This window comes from Martelella sp. FOR1707 (assembly GCF_053484265.1).
The window spans coordinates 180,004-196,935 of record NZ_JBAKFP010000007.1; the positions used below are offsets into that span (position 1 = coordinate 180,004).

12 protein-coding genes and 1 pseudogene are annotated in these 16,932 nt (G+C 62.9%); 4 read left to right on the forward strand and 9 right to left on the reverse strand.

Going from position 1 to position 16,932, the window contains the following annotated elements; genetic code table 11:
- Positions 1 to 12: 12 nt before the first annotated feature.
- Positions 13 to 1,011 (reverse strand): thiosulfate ABC transporter substrate-binding protein CysP, encoded by a 999-nt coding sequence (gene cysP / locus V6765_RS19385; protein ID WP_448431820.1) that lies wholly within the window; start codon positions 1,009 to 1,011, stop codon positions 13 to 15.
- A gap of 275 nt (positions 1,012 to 1,286) precedes the next feature.
- On the opposite strand from cysP, the pseudogene V6765_RS19390 reads away from it, so the two are divergent.
- A pseudogene (locus V6765_RS19390) lies at positions 1,287 to 2,164 on the forward strand (2-hydroxy-3-oxopropionate reductase).
- 251 nt (positions 2,165 to 2,415) lie between these two features.
- On the opposite strand, the gene mce reads toward V6765_RS19390, so the two are convergent.
- From mce to V6765_RS19420, 6 genes are all read right to left on the reverse strand, one after another.
- Positions 2,416 to 2,817 carry a methylmalonyl-CoA epimerase gene (mce, locus tag V6765_RS19395; protein WP_448431822.1) on the reverse strand — a complete coding sequence of 134 codons (402 nt, stop codon included), beginning with the start codon at positions 2,815 to 2,817 and terminating at the stop codon, positions 2,416 to 2,418.
- Entirely contained in the window at positions 2,814 to 4,955 is a 2,142-nt protein-coding gene (gene scpA / locus V6765_RS19400; protein ID WP_448431824.1) for a methylmalonyl-CoA mutase, read from the reverse strand. The genes mce and scpA overlap by 4 nt, the downstream gene beginning before the upstream one ends.
- A 22-nt stretch (positions 4,956 to 4,977) precedes the next feature.
- Positions 4,978 to 6,990, reverse strand: coding sequence for an acetyl-CoA carboxylase biotin carboxylase subunit (locus V6765_RS19405; protein ID WP_448431826.1), 2,013 nt, complete (start codon positions 6,988 to 6,990; stop codon positions 4,978 to 4,980).
- The gene (locus V6765_RS19410) at positions 6,987 to 7,364 is read right to left on the reverse strand and encodes a hypothetical protein (protein ID WP_448431828.1); all 378 of its coding nucleotides are present in this window, start codon (positions 7,362 to 7,364) and stop codon (positions 6,987 to 6,989) included. Before V6765_RS19410 ends, V6765_RS19405 begins: the two co-directional genes overlap by 4 nt.
- Before the next feature lie 30 nt (positions 7,365 to 7,394).
- Positions 7,395 to 8,279 carry a glutathione-dependent disulfide-bond oxidoreductase gene (gene yghU, locus V6765_RS19415; protein ID WP_448431830.1) on the reverse strand — a complete coding sequence of 295 codons (885 nt, stop codon included), beginning with the start codon at positions 8,277 to 8,279 and terminating at the stop codon, positions 7,395 to 7,397.
- A 70-nt stretch (positions 8,280 to 8,349) separates the two neighbouring features.
- Positions 8,350 to 9,882 carry an acyl-CoA carboxylase subunit beta gene (locus V6765_RS19420; RefSeq protein ID WP_448431831.1) on the reverse strand — a complete coding sequence of 511 codons (1,533 nt, stop codon included), beginning with the start codon at positions 9,880 to 9,882 and terminating at the stop codon, positions 8,350 to 8,352.
- Between the two features lie 121 nt (positions 9,883 to 10,003).
- Here V6765_RS19420 and V6765_RS19425 point away from each other — a divergent pair, with 121 nt between their 5' ends.
- On the forward strand, positions 10,004 to 11,413 hold the full coding sequence (locus V6765_RS19425) for a helix-turn-helix domain-containing protein (protein ID WP_448431833.1): 1,410 nt from the start codon (positions 10,004 to 10,006) through the stop codon (positions 11,411 to 11,413).
- A gap of 10 nt (positions 11,414 to 11,423) precedes the next feature.
- Here V6765_RS19425 and V6765_RS19430 read toward each other — a convergent pair whose 3' ends face one another.
- Positions 11,424 to 12,347, reverse strand: coding sequence for a LysR family transcriptional regulator (locus V6765_RS19430; RefSeq protein WP_448431835.1), 924 nt, complete (start codon positions 12,345 to 12,347; stop codon positions 11,424 to 11,426).
- 534 nt (positions 12,348 to 12,881) lie between these two features.
- Between V6765_RS19430 and odc2 the strand changes: the two genes are divergently transcribed.
- Both odc2 and V6765_RS19440 read left to right on the forward strand, forming a co-directional pair.
- Positions 12,882 to 14,015 carry an ornithine/lysine decarboxylase gene (gene odc2, locus V6765_RS19435; RefSeq protein ID WP_448431837.1) on the forward strand — a complete coding sequence of 378 codons (1,134 nt, stop codon included), beginning with the start codon at positions 12,882 to 12,884 and terminating at the stop codon, positions 14,013 to 14,015.
- Between the two features lie 107 nt (positions 14,016 to 14,122).
- A complete protein-coding gene (locus V6765_RS19440; protein WP_448431839.1) occupies positions 14,123 to 14,710 on the forward strand; it encodes a GNAT family N-acetyltransferase in 588 nt (195 codons plus the stop codon).
- A gap of 343 nt (positions 14,711 to 15,053) precedes the next feature.
- On the opposite strand, the gene typA is transcribed toward V6765_RS19440, so the two are convergent.
- Complete coding sequence (gene typA / locus V6765_RS19445) at positions 15,054 to 16,877, reverse strand: translational GTPase TypA (RefSeq protein ID WP_448431841.1); 1,824 nt, start codon at positions 16,875 to 16,877, stop codon at positions 15,054 to 15,056.
- Positions 16,878 to 16,932: the final 55 nt, after the last annotated feature.

Below are 16,932 nucleotides of genomic sequence, written 5' to 3' on the forward strand. Positions count from 1 at the left end.
GGCAGGCTGCGGTTACCGAGCCGACTGGATCTGGTCCAGCACGCCGCCATCGGCGAAGTGGGTCTCGTTGGCCGCTTCCCAGCCGTCGAACACGTCTTCCACGGTGATCAGCTTCACCTCGGGGAACTTGTCGGCATATTCGGCCTTCACTTCCTCGTTGTGGACGCGGTTGTTGAAGGAGGCGACGATTTCCTGGCCCTGCTTGGTGTAGAGGAATTCGAGATAGGCCTTGGAAACCTCTTCCGTACCGCGCTCCTGCGCCACCTTGTCGACGACGGCGACCGGGAATTCGGCAAGCAGCGACATGGAGGGTACGACGCGCTCATATTCGTCTTCGCCGTACTGGGCGCGGATGTTTTCCACTTCCGCCTCGAAGGTGATCAGCACATCGCCGATGCCGCGTTCGATGAAGGTGGTGGTGGCGCCGCGGCCGCCGGTGTCGAACACGGCGACATTGCCGAGGAAATCGCCAACGAATTCGCGCGCCTTCTCGTCATCGCCGCCGAACTGGTCGAGGGCATAGCCATAGGCTGCGAGATAGGTGTAGCGGCCATTGCCGGAGGTCTTCGGGTTCGGGAATACCAGCTCCACGCCTTCAGCGGCGAGATCGTCCCAATCCTCGATGCCCTTCGGATTTCCCTTGCGGACCAGGAAGGCCGGCAGCGAGTAATAGGGCGAGGCGTTGTTCGGCAACGCCTGCTGCCAGTCGGCCGCGACGAAGCCGTTATCGGCGAGGATCTGCACGTCGAGCACCTGGTTGAAGGTGACGAGGTCGGCCTTCAGGCCCTGCAGGATGGCGCGGGCCTGCTTGGAGGAGCCGGCATGCGACTGCTTGATCTCAACATCGTCGCCAGTCTCGGCTTTCCAGTATTCGGCGAAGGCCGGGTTGATCGTGGCGTAGAGTTCGCGCGCGATGTCATAGGAGACGTTGAGGATTTCCACCTGGTCGGCCTTGGCCGGCGTGGTGAAGAGCAGGGCGGCGCCGAGAGCGGCGAAAAGTGTCTTCTTCATGAGATAAACCAATCTGCTGAATGGAAGGATCGTGAGGCGGAGATTATGAAAAGTGGCGGATTTGCGCCAAGAAAACCCTTCGCCCGAAGGCTGCTTCTTTGGAAAATTATGGTCGCGTTTCGTCCCTGAAACGGCTTTTGTTTTCGCGGCGCGCGGATCGGCCCGGCGGCCATCGCCTGAAAATTTGGTCCCCATCCCGTGCGGAGATGCGAACGCGTGCTATAGGTTCGCGGAACCCGTGACAAGGTCTTCTACTATCGCGAAGGAACAGTTTCATGAAAATCGGATTTATCGGCCTCGGCCTGATGGGACGCCCGATGGCGGCCAACCTGATCGAAGCCGGCCACGAACTCTTCATCAACCGGGTAAAGCCGGTCTCGCAATTCCTCGTCGAAAAAGGCGCGACCGCCTGCGATACGCCGAAGGCGGTGGCCGAGGCCGCCGAGATCGTCATCACCATCGTTTCCGATACGCCGGATGTGGAAGAGGTGCTGTTCGGCGAGAACGGCGCGGTCCACGGCCTGTCCAAGGGCAAGATGGTGATCGACATGAGCACGATCTCGCCGGTGGCGACGCGGGACTTTGCCGAGAAACTGGCCGCGATCGGCTGTGCCTATCTCGATGCGCCGGTCTCCGGCGGCGATATCGGCGCGAAGAACGCCACGCTGACGATCATGGTCGGCGGCTCGGACAAGGATTTCGCCCGCGGCAAGCCGCTGTTCGAGGCGATGGGCAAGACCATCACCCATATCGGCCCGGTCGCGATGGCCAAACCGCCAAGCTTGCCAACCAGATCGTGGTCGGCCTGACGGTGGAGGCCGTGTCGGAGGCGCTGCTGTTTGCGAAAAAGGCCGGCGCGGACCCCGCCAAGGTGCGCGAGGCGCTGATGGGCGGTTTCGCCGGCTCGCCGATTCTGAAGATCCACGGCGAGCGGATGCTCAACCGCACCTTCGATCCCGGTTTCAGCATGCGGCTGCAGAGGAAGGACATGTCGCTCGTCGTCAACGCCGCCCGGGAGATCGGCCTTGCGCTGCCCAACGCCGCCTCCACCGAGCAGTTGATGAACGCCGCAATCGCCCGCGGCGACGGCGAACTCGACAATTCCGCGTTGATCCGCACGCTGGAGGCGATGGCGGGGGTTGAAGACTCTTAATGTGTTGCTGCCGAGCGAAGACGCTTTGTAGAGTTCAGGTCTTGACGCTTGCTCCAACTATTCTCTCCCGCTTGCGGGAGAGATACCCCCGAAAGGGGGAGTGAGGGTGGTGCAGCGTTTTGATGTGTGAGGGCGTTCGCGGGGATAGACTCCCCCCTCACTGTCGCTTTCGCGACATCTCTCCCCTCCGGGGCGAGAAGACTTGGGGGCTTTGCGGCGAGGCCTGCGTGGTGATCCGGTAGCCGAGGAATTTATTCCTGTTCGAATTCGATCAGCGCGCCCTGGAAATCCTTTGGGTGCGCGAAGAGGACCGGTTTGCCGTGCGCGCCGGTCTTCGGCTTACCGTCGCCGAGCACGCGGATGCCGCGTTCGTCAAGCTTCGCCGAGGCTTCCGCGATGTCCTCCACCTCGAAACAGAGATGATGGATGCCGCCGCTCGGGTTCTTGTCGAGAAAGCCCGCGATCGGCGAGCCGTCGCCAAGGGGATGCAGCAGTTCGATCTTGGTGTTGTCGAGGGTGATGAACACCACGGTGACGCCATGCTCCGGCAGGTCCTGCGGGTCGGAAACCTTTGCGCCAAGGGCTTCGTAGCTTGCGGCGGCCTCGGCGAGGTCGGGCACGGCGATGGCGACGTGATTGAGGCGGGTGATCATCGGTTGCGCCTCTTGCCTTCGAGCAGGTCGAGCAGCGAATTGGCGGAATCGAGCACATTGGTGCCGGGGCCGTAGACGGCGGCGACGCCGTTTTCGAGCAGGAAATCATAATCCTTGCGCGGAATGACCCCGCCGACGACGACAATCACCTCGTCCGCGCCGCGCTTCTTCAGCGCGTTGACGAGCTGCGGGGCGAGCGTCCTGTGGCCGGCGGCGAGCGACGACATGCCGACGATATCGACCTTCTCGCTCAGTGCGAGATCGGCGGCTTCCTCCGGCGTCTGGAACAGCGGGCCGGCGACGACGTCGAAGCCGATATCGCCATAGCCGGAGGCGATCACTTTGGCGCCACGGTCGTGGCCGTCCTGGCCGAGCTTGGCGATCAGCACGCGCGGCGCGCGGCCCTTTGTTTCGGCATAGGCCTTCAGCCGGTCGGTGATCACGGCATATTCCGGATCGTCCTTGTAGGCCGCGCCATAAATGTTGCGCACAACCTTGGGGGTGGCGGCGTAGCTGCCGAAGGCCTCGCGCATCGCATCGGAAATCTCGCCGACGGTGGCGCGGGCGCGGGCCGCCTCGACGGCCGCCTCCAACAGATTGCCTTCGCCTGTCTTCGCCACCTCGGCAAGCCGGGCCAGCGCCCGGTCGCAGGCCTTCGGGTCACGTTGGCGGCGGGTCTGCTCGATCCGGCGGATCTGGGATGCCTTGACGGCCGAATTGTCGATATCGAGCGTTTCGATCGGCTCCTCGTTTTCGAGCCGGAACTTGTTGACGCCGACGATCACCTCCTCGCCCCGGTCGACCGCGGCCTGGCGGCGGGTGGCGGCCTCCTCGATCATCTTCTTCGGCAGGCCGGCATCGACGGCGGCGGTCATGCCGCCCTCGGCCTCGATCTGCTCCATCAGCGCCCAGGCCTTGTCGGCGAGTTCCTTGGTCAGGTTCTCGACATAATAGGACCCGGCCAGCGGATCGACCACCTTGGTCACGCCGGTCTCGTGCTGGAGAATGAGCTGGGTATTGCGGGCGATGCGGGCGGAAAACTCGGTCGGCAGCGCCATCGCCTCGTCAAGCGCATTGGTGTGCAGCGACTGGGTACCGCCAAGCGCCGCCGACATCGCCTCGTAGGCGGTACGGATGACGTTGTTATAGGGATCCTGCTCCTGCAGCGAGACGCCGGAGGTCTGGCAGTGGGTCCTGAGCATCAGCGAGGAGGCCTTCTTCGGCGCGAACTCCTCCATGATCCGCGTCCACAACAGCCGCGCGGCGCGCAGCTTGGCGGCCTCCATGAAGAAGTTCATGCCGATCGCGAAGAAGAAGGACAGCCGACCCGCGAAGGCATCGACATCGAGGCCCTTGGCAATCGCTGCGCGGACATATTCGCGCCCGTCGGCCAGCGTGAAGGCCAGTTCCTGCACCAGCGTCGCGCCCGCCTCCTGGATGTGGTAGCCGGAAATCGAGATCGAGTTGAACTTCGGCATTTCCTGCGCGGTATATTCGATGATGTCGGCGATGATCCGCATCGATGGTTCGGGCGGATAGATATAGGTGTTGCGGACCATGAACTCCTTCAGGATGTCGTTCTGGATGGTGCCGCTGAGCTTTTCGCGCGGAACGCCCTGTTCCTCGCCGGCGACGATGAAGCTTGCAAGGATCGGGATCACCGCGCCGTTCATGGTCATCGACACCGAGATCGTCTCCAGCGGGATGCCGTCGAACAGGATCTTCATGTCCTCGACCGAGTCGATTGCCACCCCCGCCTTGCCGACATCGCCTTCCACGCGCGGATGGTCGCTGTCGTAGCCGCGATGGGTGGCGAGATCGAAGGCGACGGAAACGCCCTGCTGGCCGGCGGCGAGGTTTCGGCGATAGAAGGCGTTGCTCTCTTCCGCCGTCGAAAACCCAGCATACTGGCGGATGGTCCAGGGCCGTCCCGCATACATGGTCGCGCGCGGGCCGCGCACGAACGGGGCAAAGCCCGGCAGGCTGCCGATATGGTCAACGCCCTCCAGGTCTTCCGCCGTGTAGAGCGGCTTGACCGCGATCCCCTCCGGCGTGTTCCAGGTCAGGTCCTCGACCGGCTTCTTCGCCTCCTTTTCGGCGAGCGTCTTCCAGTCTGCGATGGTCTTGTCGTTCGCCATGGTCATCTCCTCCCGCCGGTCATCACTCGAATTCCATGATCATTTCATCGACGGCAAGGCTTGCGCCGGTTTCGACGGCGACCGTCTTCACCACGCCGCGCTTTTCGGCGCGCAGGATGTTTTCCATCTTCATCGCCTCGACCGTGGCAAGCGCCTGACCGGCCTCCACAGTATCGCCGGCGGCAACCGACAGCGCGGTAATCACGCCCGGCATCGGGCAAAGCAGCATTTTGGAGGTGTCCGGCGGCAGTTTGTGCGGCATCAGTTTGGCAAGGGCGGCCACATGCGGCGAGCGGACCCTTGCCGTGACATCCATGCCGCGCCAGCGCAGCCGGATCGCCGGCCCCTTGATATCCACCTTGATGCCGGCGGGGCGGCCATCGACCTCGAAGGCTGCGTGGCTCATGCCCGGCTTCCAGTCGCTGGCAACGCTTGAGGTCTTGCCATCGGCGAAAGTGATTGTCGCCTTTTCACCGGCCGCGATCGTCAGCGTGAAGACATGGCCGGCAAGCGTCACCACCCAGTCGGCGCCTACCGCGCGGCGGTGATTGTCAATCGTGCCGGAAATATGCGCTGCCCGGTCCTGCACCCGGTAATTGATCAGCGCCGCGATCGCCGCCAGCTTGCGGGCGGCATGATCATCGGGTTCGACGCCGGCAAAGCCGTCGGGAAATTCCTCGGCAATATAGGCGGTCGTCAGCCGGCCGGCGCGGAACCGCTCCTGACGCATGACGGCCGAAAGGAAGGGCAGGTTGTGGCCGATGCCCTCGACCTCGAAATTGTCGAGCGCGTCGCTCATCGCGTCGATCGCGCTGGCGCGGTCGGGGGCGTGGGTGCAGAGCTTGGCGATCATCGGATCGTAATACATCGAAATCTCGCCGCCCTCGGTGACGCCGGTATCATTGCGCACCACCGAGCCATCGGGATAGGCGCCTTCCTCCGGCGGCCGGTAGCGCGTCAGCCTGCCGATCGAGGGCAGGAAGTTGCGATAGGGGTCTTCGGCGTAAAGCCGGCTTTCGATCGCCCAGCCCTTGAGTTCGACATCGTCCTGACCGAAGGACAGCGCCTCGCCGGATGCCACCCGGATCATCTGCTCGACCAGATCGAGGCCGGTGACAAGCTCGGTCACCGGATGCTCCACCTGCAGGCGGGTGTTCATCTCCAGGAAGTAGAACTTGTTTTCCTTGCCATCGACGATGAATTCCACTGTGCCGGCGGAGTGATAGCCGACGGCCTTTGCCAGCGCCACGGCCTGCTCGCCCATCGCCTTGCGGGTCGCTTCATCGAGAAACGGCGAGGGCGCCTCCTCGATAACCTTCTGGTTCCGTCGCTGGATCGAGCATTCGCGCTCGCCGAGATAGAGACAGTTGCCATGCTTGTCGCCCAGCACCTGGATTTCGATATGGCGCGGCTCGGTGACGAATTTCTCGATGAAAATGCGGTCGTCGCCAAAGGCATTCTTGGCCTCGTTCTTCGAGGACTGGAAGCCTTCGCGCGCCTCCTCGGCGTTCCAGGCAATGCGCATGCCCTTGCCCCCGCCGCCGGCGGATGCCTTGATCATCACCGGATAGCCGATCTCGTCGGAAATCTTCACCGCCTCGTCGGCATCGGCGATCAGACCCATATGGCCGGGCACGGTGGAAACGCCGGCCTCGGCCGCAAGCTTCTTCGAGGTGATCTTGTCGCCCATCGCCTCGATCGCGCCGACCGGCGGACCGATGAAGGCAATGCCCTCCTTCTCGAGCGCTGCGGCGAAGACCGGGTTTTCGGAGAGAAAGCCATAGCCGGGATGCACAGCATCCGCCCCGGTCTGCCGGATTGCATCGAGGATCTTGTCGATCACGATATAGGACTGCGCGGACGGCGCGGGGCCGATGTGGACGGCCTCGTCGGCCATCTTCACATGCAGCGCGTCACGATCGGCATCGGAATAGACCGCGACCGTTTGAATGCCCATGGTCTTTGCCGTCTTGATGACCCGGCAGGCGATTTCGCCGCGATTGGCGATAAGGATTTTCTTGAGCGACACCGTCAAACCTCCAGATGATCTTCGAACGATTCCGGGAAACTGGCCCGCGCCACCGGCTCGTTGATCACCAGCATGGCTTCGTAGGACTGCGGATCGAAATCCTGTTCGACCGCGACGACCTCGCGACCGAACAGCAGCGACAGGCGCGCCGCGTCGAGATTGCCGCGCTCGAACGGCTGATCGCCGAAATGGTGCCAGAGCGCGTGCAGAAAGGCCGCATCGACCAGATGTTCCTTCGAGCCGGCCCGGGCCTTGCGCGGCAGGGCCTTGATGGGCGTCACGCGTTTGGGATTGGCGCGGCGGATGACGAACTGGATGCCGGTGCCGGGCATGCCGGAGGGAAATCCGCGATGCTTTGTCATGTCAGGCAGTTTGGCCATTTCAGTCTCCTTCAACCGCGCTCTCGCGCTTTACAGTATGCCGTCGAAATCCGAGGCGGCGTGACGTTCCCTGAGCGCCGGCTCGCCCGACGGCTTGTTGACGATCGAACCGCGCTTGATGCCGGGACGCTCCGCCAATTGCTTGGCCCAGCGCTGGACATGCTCATATTCATCGACCGACAGGAACGTGCCGGCGTCATCGTAAGCGCCATGCTGCGCGAGACGCCCGTACCACGGCCAGATCGCCATGTCGGCGATGGAATATTCGCCGCCCGCGATGAACTCGTTCTTGGCAAGCTGGCGGTTCAGCACATCCAACTGGCGCTTCACCTCCATCGCGAACCGATCGATGGCATACTGGATCTTGATCGGCGCATAGGCGTAGAAATGCCCGAACCCGCCGCCGAGAAAGGGCGCCGAGCCCATCTGCCAGAACAGCCAGTTGAAGGTTTCCGCCCTCGCGCGCGGCTCCTTCGGCAGGAAAGCGCCGAATTTTTCCGCGAGATAGGTCATGATCGAGCCGCTCTCGAAGAGGCGTATGGGATCGCCGCCGTCCTTCGGCGCGTGGTCCATCATCGCCGGGATCTTGGAGTTCGGGTTGACGCCGACGAAGCCGGAGCCGAACTGGTCGCCCTCGCCGATCTTGATCATCCAGGCATCGTATTCAGCGCCGCCATGGCCTGCTTCCAGCAGTTCCTCCAGCAGGATCGTCACCTTCTGGCCATTCGGCGTGCCGAGCGAATAGAGCTGAAGCGGATGCTTGCCGACCGGCAGTTCCTTGTCATGGGTGGGGCCGGAAATCGGCCGGTTGATGTTGGCGAAGGCCCCGCCATTGCCCGGCTCCCATTTCCAGACCTTGGGCGGGACGTAGCCGGCGGGGAGATTGTTTTCGGGCGGAAACTTGTTCTCGGTCATGAAACTCTATCCTCACGCTGGGGATTGCACGAAACGCAGCGGTAACGGGCCGGCATGCGTTGGTCTATCCCTATAAAGGCATCGTATCGTGCTTCTTCCAGTGCGTGTCCGCCCGCTTGTTGCGGAGCGAGGCAAAGGCGCGGGCGATGCGGCGGCGAGAGGAATGCGGCATGATCACCTCGTCGATGAAGCCGCGTTCGGCGGCGACGAAGGGGTTGGCGAAGCGCTCCTCGTATTCGGCCACCTTGGCGGCGATCTTTTCGGCATCGCCGAGATCGGCGCGGTGGAGGATTTCGGTTGCGCCCTTGGCGCCCATCACCGCGATTTCCGCCGTCGGCCAGGCATAGTTGATGTCGGCGCCGATATGTTTGGAGGCCATCACGTCATAGGCGCCGCCATAGGCCTTGCGGGTGATCAGCGTCACCATCGGCACGGTCGCCTGGGCATAGGCAAACAGCAGTTTCGCGCCGTGCTTGATGACGCCGCCATATTCCTGGCCGGTGCCCGGCAGGAAACCCGGCACGTCCACCAGCGTCAGAAGCGGAATGTTGAAGGCATCGCAGAAGCGCACGAAACGGGCGGCCTTGCGCGAACTGTCGATATCAAGACAGCCGGCCAGCACCATCGGCTGGTTGGCGACGACGCCGACGGTCTGGCCCTCGATCCGCATGAAGCCGGTGATGATGTTTCTGGCGAACGCCTCCTGAAGTTCGAAGAAATCGCCCTCGTCGGCAAGCGCGAGGATCAGTTCCTTCATGTCGTAGGGCTTGTTGGAACTGTCGGGGATCAGCGTGTCGAGGCGCTGCTCGATCCGGCCCGGATCGTCATGGAACGGGCGCACCGGCGGCTTTTCGCGGTTGTTGAGCGGCAGGAAATCGAACAGCAGCCGGACCTGTTCCAGCGTTTCGATATCGTTCTCATAGGCCCCGTCGGCGACAGAGGATTTTTTCGTATGGGTGTCCGCCCCGCCGAGTTCCTCCGCCGTGATCACCTCATTGGTGACGGTCTTGACCACATCTGGGCCGGTGACGAACATGAACGAGCTGTCGCGCACCATGAAGATGAAATCGGTCATGGCCGGGGAGTAGACCGCGCCGCCCGCGCAGGGGCCCATGATCACCGAAATCTGCGGGATCACGCCGGAGGCCTCCACATTGCGGCGGAACACTTCGGCATAGCCGGCAAGCGAGGCGACGCCCTCCTGAATGCGCGCGCCGCCCGAATCGTTGAGGCCGATCACGGGCGCTCCGTTCTTCACCGCCATATCCATGATCTTGCAGATCTTCTGGGCGTGGGTTTCAGACAGCGAGCCGCCTAGCACGGTGAAATCCTGCGAGAATACATAGACCTGCCGGCCGTTTATCGTACCCCAGCCGGTGACCACGCCATCGCCCGGCACCTTTTGCCCGGCCATGCCGAAATCGACGCAGCGATGGGTGACATACATGTCGTATTCTTCGAACGAGCCTTCGTCGAACAGCACGTCGATGCGCTCGCGCGCCGTGAGCTTGCCCTTGGCATGCTGGGCGTCGATGCGGCGCTGACCGCCGCCGAGGCGGGCGTCCGCGCGGCGGCTTTCCAATTGTTCCAGAACTGTTCGCATGCCTCTTCCCTATTTCCAGACGAACCGTGGCCATAACGCAAAGCCGAACCGCAGAATATGTTTGAACGCGTGAGTTTGTTAAATTATAAAATGGCAAAACTGAAATTGCGAAATTGCGAACATGGCCACCGGAAAACTCTTCATCGGACGCAAGGTGCGTGAACTCAGGCTTCAGGGCAACATGACCCAGAGCCAGTGCGCCGAACGGCTCGGCATTTCGACCAGCTATCTCAACCAGATCGAGAACAATCAGCGACCGGTGTCCGCCGCCGTGCTGCTGGCGCTCGCCGAAAAATTCCAGCTCGATCTCAGCGACCTTTCGTCGGGGGAGGGCGATCGGCTGCTTTCGGCGCTCACCGAGGCGCTGACGGATCCGGTGTTCGAGAATTACACGCCCGGCCTGCAGGAACTGAAGCTTGTGGTCCAGAACGCGCCCGGCTTCGCCCACGCGCTGGTCGCCGCCCATCAGGCCTATCGGCGGATGAACGAGCAGCTTGCGGGTTTCGACGATACGATTTCGCGCGCAAGCCCGCTGGAGGCGACGCCTTACGAGGAGGTGCGCGACTTCTTCCACTTCGTCGACAACTACCTGCACGATCTCGACATCGCCGCCGAAAAGCTGGCAGCGGAGATCGGTATCGGCGAGGCGGATGACGCAGCGCTTCTCGCCGCCCATCTGGAAAAGGCGCATGGCGTCCGGGTGCTTCGGATCGGACCGGAAAGCGCTCTGATCCGGCAATATGATCCCAAGCAGCGCACGCTGGCGATCAACGCCTCGGTGCCGCAATCGACCCGCAATTTCCAGATGGCGCTGCAGATCGGGCAGCTGCATGCCGCCGATCTGATCGACAGGATCGCGGCCGAGGCGGGATTCCGTTCGCCCGAGGCGGTCGATATCTGCCGGGCGGGGCTACAGAATTATTTCGCCGGCGCGCTGATCATGCCCTATCGCAAGTTCCTGACCGCCGCCCATGAGCTGCGCCACGATATCGAGCTGCTGTCGGCCCGCTTCGGCTCCTCGCTGGAACAGGTCTGTCACCGGCTTTCGACGCTGCAGCGTCCGGGCCAGAAGGGTGTGCCGATCTTCTTTGCCCGCGTTGACCGGGCCGGCAATATCACCAAGCGCCACAGCGCTGCAAAGCTGCAATTCGCCCGCTTCGGCGCGGCCTGTCCGCTCTGGAACGTGCACCAGGCCTTCGAGCAGCCCGACCGGATCATCCGCCAGCTTGCCGAAACGCCGGACGGCGCGCGCTATCTCTGTCTGGCGACGCAGATCACCAAGGGCGGTGGCGGGTTCTTTGCGCCCAAGCCCACCTATGCGATCGCGCTCGGCTGCGAGGTCTCCTATGCGGGCGCCTTCGTCTATGCCGATGATCTCGACGCCGACAATCGCGCCGCCTTCAGCCCGATCGGCATTTCCTGCCGGATCTGCGAGCGCACAAAATGCCCGAGCCGCGCCGTGCCGCCTCTGAAACGCAAGATCGCGGTCGACCAGAACCAGCGGCATTTCCTACCCTATGAACTGATGTGAGGCCGCGCCGCTATTGGACCTTCGGCCCGGCCTCGGTGCAGTTGTTGGGGAACCATCGGGTCAGGAAATCGACGAAGGTGCGCACTTTCTGCGGCAGATAGCGGCGATGGGGGTAGATCGCGTAGATCGCCGCGCTGGTCGGCAGTTGATCGTCGAAGAGGGTGACAAGTTCTCCGGACGCGACCGCTTCACGCGCAATGAAATCCGGCACCAGCGCCACCCCCAACCCGGCAATCGCACCGCGCATGGTCGCGATCGGCGAATTCACGGAAACCGGCCCGTGGATCGGCACGGTGTAGACGGTGCCATCCTCGGGATTGCGGAACCTGAGCGAGCCGTGGGATTTCGGGTTGGTATCGACCAGGAACGGCACATGGGCGAGATCGGCGGGCTTTTCCAGCGGGCGGTCGAGCGCCGCCAGCCATGTCGGCGACACACAGACGAGCGAGCGGAAATCGGCAAGCTTGCGGGCGATCAGCGCGGAATCCTCGAGGCTGGTGATCCGGATCGCGACATCATAGCCTTCCTCGACCAGATCCACGAACCGGTCCTCGGCCACGATTTCCAGCGATAGATCCGGATGGGCAGCGGTGAAATCAAGCAGCGACCGGCCAACCGGCGCGTCGATGAAGGTGCGGGGCACCGACACCTTGAGCTTGCCGCGCAGGTCGGAATTGTTGGCGCGCACCGTATCGGAGAGGTTGTCGACGTCCTGGACGATGTCGATCACGCGGCGATGATAAAGCTGACCGGCCTCCGTCAGCGAGAACTGCCGCGTCGTGCGGTTCAACAGCAGCACGCCGAGATCGTCCTCCAGCTCACGCACATATTTCGAAAGCAGCGCCTTGGAACGGCCGGTCTTGCGGGCGGCGGCGGAAAAGCCTTCGGCCTCGACCACGTCGATAAAGGCCCGCATTCTCGTCAAAGTGTCCATTGCCGCTCCTTGAAAGGGCTTACGAAAAAATTACTGAAGTTTTGTCAATCAGATAGCATCTTCAACGGGATACAGGGGAAGATTTTGGGGTGCCCCCACTTGATTTTCAAGTCCGGTTTTAATATCTCTCCGCTTGCCCAAAGTCGCGCGTGCCTGTGGGTGTCCGCCGAACTCTCGAATGGTGAGGGTCACGGTAAGGTACCTGGAACTAACCCCTCCAGTCGCTTCCCGGCCAACCGGTCAAGCGAGGACATCTTGAAGCAACGACGGTGCGGGCCTTTCTGGTGTCTCCCGGATTTCCATCCCCGGGGTACTAAAGAGGCACATACCTTCATTGCCGGAAGTGCGGCGGGTCAATCCCCCAATCCAAGGCAGACAAAGCCGGATCATCCTTGCTTGCAAGGCTGATTCAAACTTGAGCGTTCGCCGCAACCGTTCCCCGGGGTCTCCACCGGCCGGGTTCGTGCGCGGATCGATGCGCCCTTTGTCATCCGGAGAATACCGGATCAGAATGCTTCAGAAGGGGTTAGAACAATGACCACCGAGCGTATCGCCGAATTCTTCCGCACCCGCCGTCCCGATGGCCCCTGCCTCGTTGTGGACCGCGAAGTCGTGCGCGACAACTACACCGCCTTCCGCCGCGCGCTGCCCAACAGCGACATCTTCTACGCGGTCAAGGCCAACCCGGCTCCGCAGATCCTCGAGCTGCTCGCAGGCCTCGGCTCCAACTTCGATTGCGCGTCCGTCGCCGAAATCGAAATGGCGCTGGAAGCCGGCGCGACCGCCGACCGCATCTCCTTCGGCAACACCATCAAGAAGGAACGCGACATCGCCCGCGCCCATGCGCTCGGCGTCAACCTGTTCGCCGTCGATTGCCATGAGGAAGTCGAGAAGATTTCCCGTGCAGCCCCCGGCGCGCGCGTGTTCTGCCGCGTTCTGACCGATGGCGAAGGCGCCGAATGGCCGCTGTCGCGCAAGTTCGGCTGCGTTCCGGCCATGGCCGTCGACGTGCTGGTCTATGCCCATCAGCTGGGTCTCGCAAGCTACGGCGTGTCCTTTCATGTCGGTTCGCAGATGACCAAGGTCGAAGCCTGGGACGCAGCGCTTTCCGATGCCAAGCGTGTGTTTGCTCAGCTTGCCAAGCAGGGCATCTACCTGCAGATGGTCAACATGGGCGGCGGTTTCCCGACCAAGTATCTGCGCGACGTCCCGACGGCGGAAGCCTATGGCCAGGCGATCTTCGCGGCGCTGTCCCGCCACTTCGGCAACCAGCTCCCGCGCACGATCATAGAGCCCGGCCGCGGCATGGTCGGCAATGCCGGCGTGATCAAGTCGGAAGTGGTTCTGATCTCGAAGAAGTCCGACGATGACAAGCATCGCTGGGTGTTCCTCGACATCGGCAAGTTCGGCGGTCTCGCCGAAACCATGGACGAGGCGATCCGTTATCCGATCCGCACCGAGCGTGATGGCGACGAAATGGAGCCCTGCGTTCTCGCCGGCCCGACCTGCGACAGCGCCGATGTGATGTACGAGAAGAACATGTACCCGCTGCCGATCTCGCTGACGATCGGCGACGAGGTTCTGATCGAAGGCACCGGCGCCTACACCACGACCTATGCGTCGGTGGCGTTCAACGGCTTCGAGCCGCTGAAATCCTACGTCATCTGAGGGTTTCCCTTGCACATCGGTGCGGCTTGAGGAGAGCCGCACCGGGATAGCCGACCGGGGCCAAGCCCCGGCCATCCTGTTGCACTGTAATTTTGGGGGATAGTCCGATGGCCCCGGTTCTCGCTGAAATCGCTGTCCAGTCCTTCGTTATCGCCGAAGAGGCCTCTTTCGATGTGCCCGCCCGCGAGGCGCTGCTCGATCGCGCCATGGGCCCCATGCGCAAGAAGAAATCGTCGGAAAAAATCCGCCGCAATCGCCTGCCGGCCGATGGCCTGGCTCTCGTTGCCCGCGATGACGCCGGCACGCTGATCGGCACGGTGCGCCTGTGGCACGTGGATGCCGGCATTGCCGCCGATGGGCGCGGCGTGCCAGCACTTCTCCTCGGCCCGCTCGCCGTCGAGCCCGGCCTTTCCGGCAAGGGCGTCGGCGGTGCGCTGATGCGCGCCGCGATCGCTGAGGCCTCGGCCCGCGGCCACGGCGCGATCCTACTGGTCGGCGATCCGGAATATTATGCACGCTTCGGCTTTTGCGCCGACAAGGCCGAGCTTCTGGTCATGCCCGGCCCGTTCGAACGCCGCCGTTTCCTCGGCCTCGAGCTGAAGGACGGCCATCTTGACTGCGCCGCCGGCGTTCTCGTGGCCTCGGGCCGGAAACTCCCGTCTGCTCGGGTCAAACCCTTCCGCCGCGCGGCCTAAGGTTCCTTCACCGCAAAAAAGCTCCGCTGATTTCTGATCAGCGGAGTTTTTGCGCTTGGTCGGGCCTGCTTTCGCCGAACTCATTGCGCAGCACCAGTCCATCGGCTTTCCGCTGGCCTTGCAGCCACAATCTCCCCCCTTGAGGGGGAGATGCCCCGACAGGGGCAGAGAGGGGTGAAACGTATCTGAGAATTCGGAGTATGCGGCTTCCGCCCATACCCCTCTCTGTCGTTTTCGCGACATCTCCCCCTCAAGGGGGGAGATTGGTTGGGGGCTATGCGGCGAGGTGTCACAAAAAACCCGGCCGCTGGGGCCGGGTTCGTTCATTCGGTTCTGCAGTCGCTCAGCCCGCAGCGCGGGCCTTTTCGAAACGTTTGCGCTCGTTGGAATCGAGATACATCTTGCGCAGGCGGATCGATTTCGGGGTGACTTCCATCAACTCGTCGTCCTGGATCCAGGAGAGCGCCCGGTCGAGCGTCATGCGGATCGGGGGCGTCAGCTTCACGGCTTCGTCCTTGCCGGCGGAGCGGATGTTGGTGAGCTGCTTGCCCTTCAGCACGTTGACCTCAAGGTCGTTGTCGCGCGTGTGAATGCCGACGATCATGCCGGCATAGACCTTGTCGCCCGGCTCGATGATCATCGGGCCGCGATCTTCCAGGTTGAACATCGCATAGGCCACGGCTTCGCCTGCCTGGTTGGAAAGCAGAACGCCTTGGCTGCGGCCGCCGATCTCGCCCTTGTAGGGCTGGTAGTCGTGGAAAAGGCGGTTCATGATCGCGGTGCCGCGGGTGTCGGTCAGAAGCTCCGACTGATAGCCGATCAGGCCACGGGTGGGCGCGAAGAACCGCAGGCGCACGCGGTCGCCGCCCGACGGGCGCAGTTCGACCATCTCGCCCTTGCGCTCGGCCATCTTCTGTACGACGACGCCGGAATGTTCCTCATCGACGTCGATAACGACTTCCTCGATCGGCTCCATCAACTGGCCGGTTTCCGCGTCATTGTGCATGACGACGCGCGGACGCGAAACGGCGATCTCGAAGCCTTCGCGGCGCATGGTTTCGATCAGCACGGCGAGCTGGAGTTCGCCGCGACCGGAAACGTAGAACGAATCCTTCCCCTCGGCTTCTTCGATCTTCAGCGCGACATTGCCTTCGGCTTCCTTGAACAGGCGGTCGCGGATGACGCGGCTCGTCACCTTGTCACCCTCGGTGCCTGCAAGCGGGCTGTCGTTGACGATGAAGGACATCGTCACCGTCGGCGGGTCGATCGGCTGTGCAGTCAGCGGCGTGGTGACCGACGGATCGCAGAACGTGTCGGCAACCGTGCCCTTGGAAAGGCCGGCGATCGCGACGATGTCGCCCGCCTGGGCTTCCTCGATCGGCTGGCGCTCGATGCCGCGGAAGGCGAGGATCTTCGAGACACGGCCGGTCTCGACGGTCTTGCCGTCCTGACCCAGCACCTTGACCGCCTGGTTCGGCTTGATCGTGCCGGAATTGATGCGGCCGGTGATGATGCGGCCGAGATAGGGGTTGGCTTCCAGAAGCGTGCCGATCATCGAGAACGCGCCTTCGGCAACCTTCGGCGCCGGAACATGGTCGACAACGAGGTCGAGAAGCGGGCCGAGGCCCTGGTCCTTCGGACCTTCCGGCGAGGTGTTCATCCAGCCGGCGCGGCCGGAGCCGTAGAGAATGTGGAAGTCGAGCTGCTCGTCGGTGGCGTCGAGGGCGGCGAACAGGTCGAAGACCTCGTTGACGACTTCATCGGCGCGGGCATCCGGACGGTCAATCTTGTTGATCGCGACGATCGGGCGGAGACCGACCTTCAGCGCCTTGCCGACCACGAACTTGGTCTGCGGCATCGGGCCTTCGGCGGCGTCGACGAGAACAATCGCGCCATCCACCATCGAAAGGATGCGCTCGACCTCACCGCCGAAGTCGGCGTGGCCGGGGGTGTCGACGATGTTGATGCGGGTATCCTTCCAGACAACCGAGGTCGCCTTGGCGAGGATGGTGATGCCGCGCTCTTTTTCGAGGTCGTTCGAGTCCATCACGCGCTCGTCAACGCGCTGGTTTTCGCGGAATGCGCCGGACTGTTTCAGAAGCTCGTCGACAAGGGTCGTCTTGCCATGGTCAACGTGCGCGATGATCGCGATGTTGCGAAGTGCCATATTTTTAGATCTCTGGGGCTGGGGCGCAGTCAATGTTCTGGGGAGGAGCGCCCGG

Coding starts and splice junctions, on each gene's coding strand:
- cysP (WP_448431820.1), bottom strand. CDS start 1,011: ATGAAGAAGACACTTTTCGCCGCTCTCGGCGCCGCCCTGCTCTTCACC.
- mce (WP_448431822.1), bottom strand. CDS start 2,817: ATGATCACCCGCCTCAATCACGTCGCCATCGCCGTGCCCGACCTCGCC.
- scpA (WP_448431824.1), bottom strand. CDS start 4,955: ATGGCGAACGACAAGACCATCGCAGACTGGAAGACGCTCGCCGAAAAG.
- V6765_RS19410 (WP_448431828.1), bottom strand. CDS start 7,364: ATGGCCAAACTGCCTGACATGACAAAGCATCGCGGATTTCCCTCCGGC.
- yghU (WP_448431830.1), bottom strand. CDS start 8,279: ATGACCGAGAACAAGTTTCCGCCCGAAAACAATCTCCCCGCCGGCTAC.
- V6765_RS19420 (WP_448431831.1), bottom strand. CDS start 9,882: ATGCGAACAGTTCTGGAACAATTGGAAAGCCGCCGCGCGGACGCCCGC.
- V6765_RS19425 (WP_448431833.1), top strand. CDS start 10,004: ATGGCCACCGGAAAACTCTTCATCGGACGCAAGGTGCGTGAACTCAGG.
- V6765_RS19430 (WP_448431835.1), bottom strand. CDS start 12,347: ATGGACACTTTGACGAGAATGCGGGCCTTTATCGACGTGGTCGAGGCC.
- odc2 (WP_448431837.1), top strand. CDS start 12,882: ATGACCACCGAGCGTATCGCCGAATTCTTCCGCACCCGCCGTCCCGAT.
- V6765_RS19440 (WP_448431839.1), top strand. CDS start 14,123: ATGGCCCCGGTTCTCGCTGAAATCGCTGTCCAGTCCTTCGTTATCGCC.
- typA (WP_448431841.1), bottom strand. CDS start 16,877: ATGGCACTTCGCAACATCGCGATCATCGCGCACGTTGACCATGGCAAG.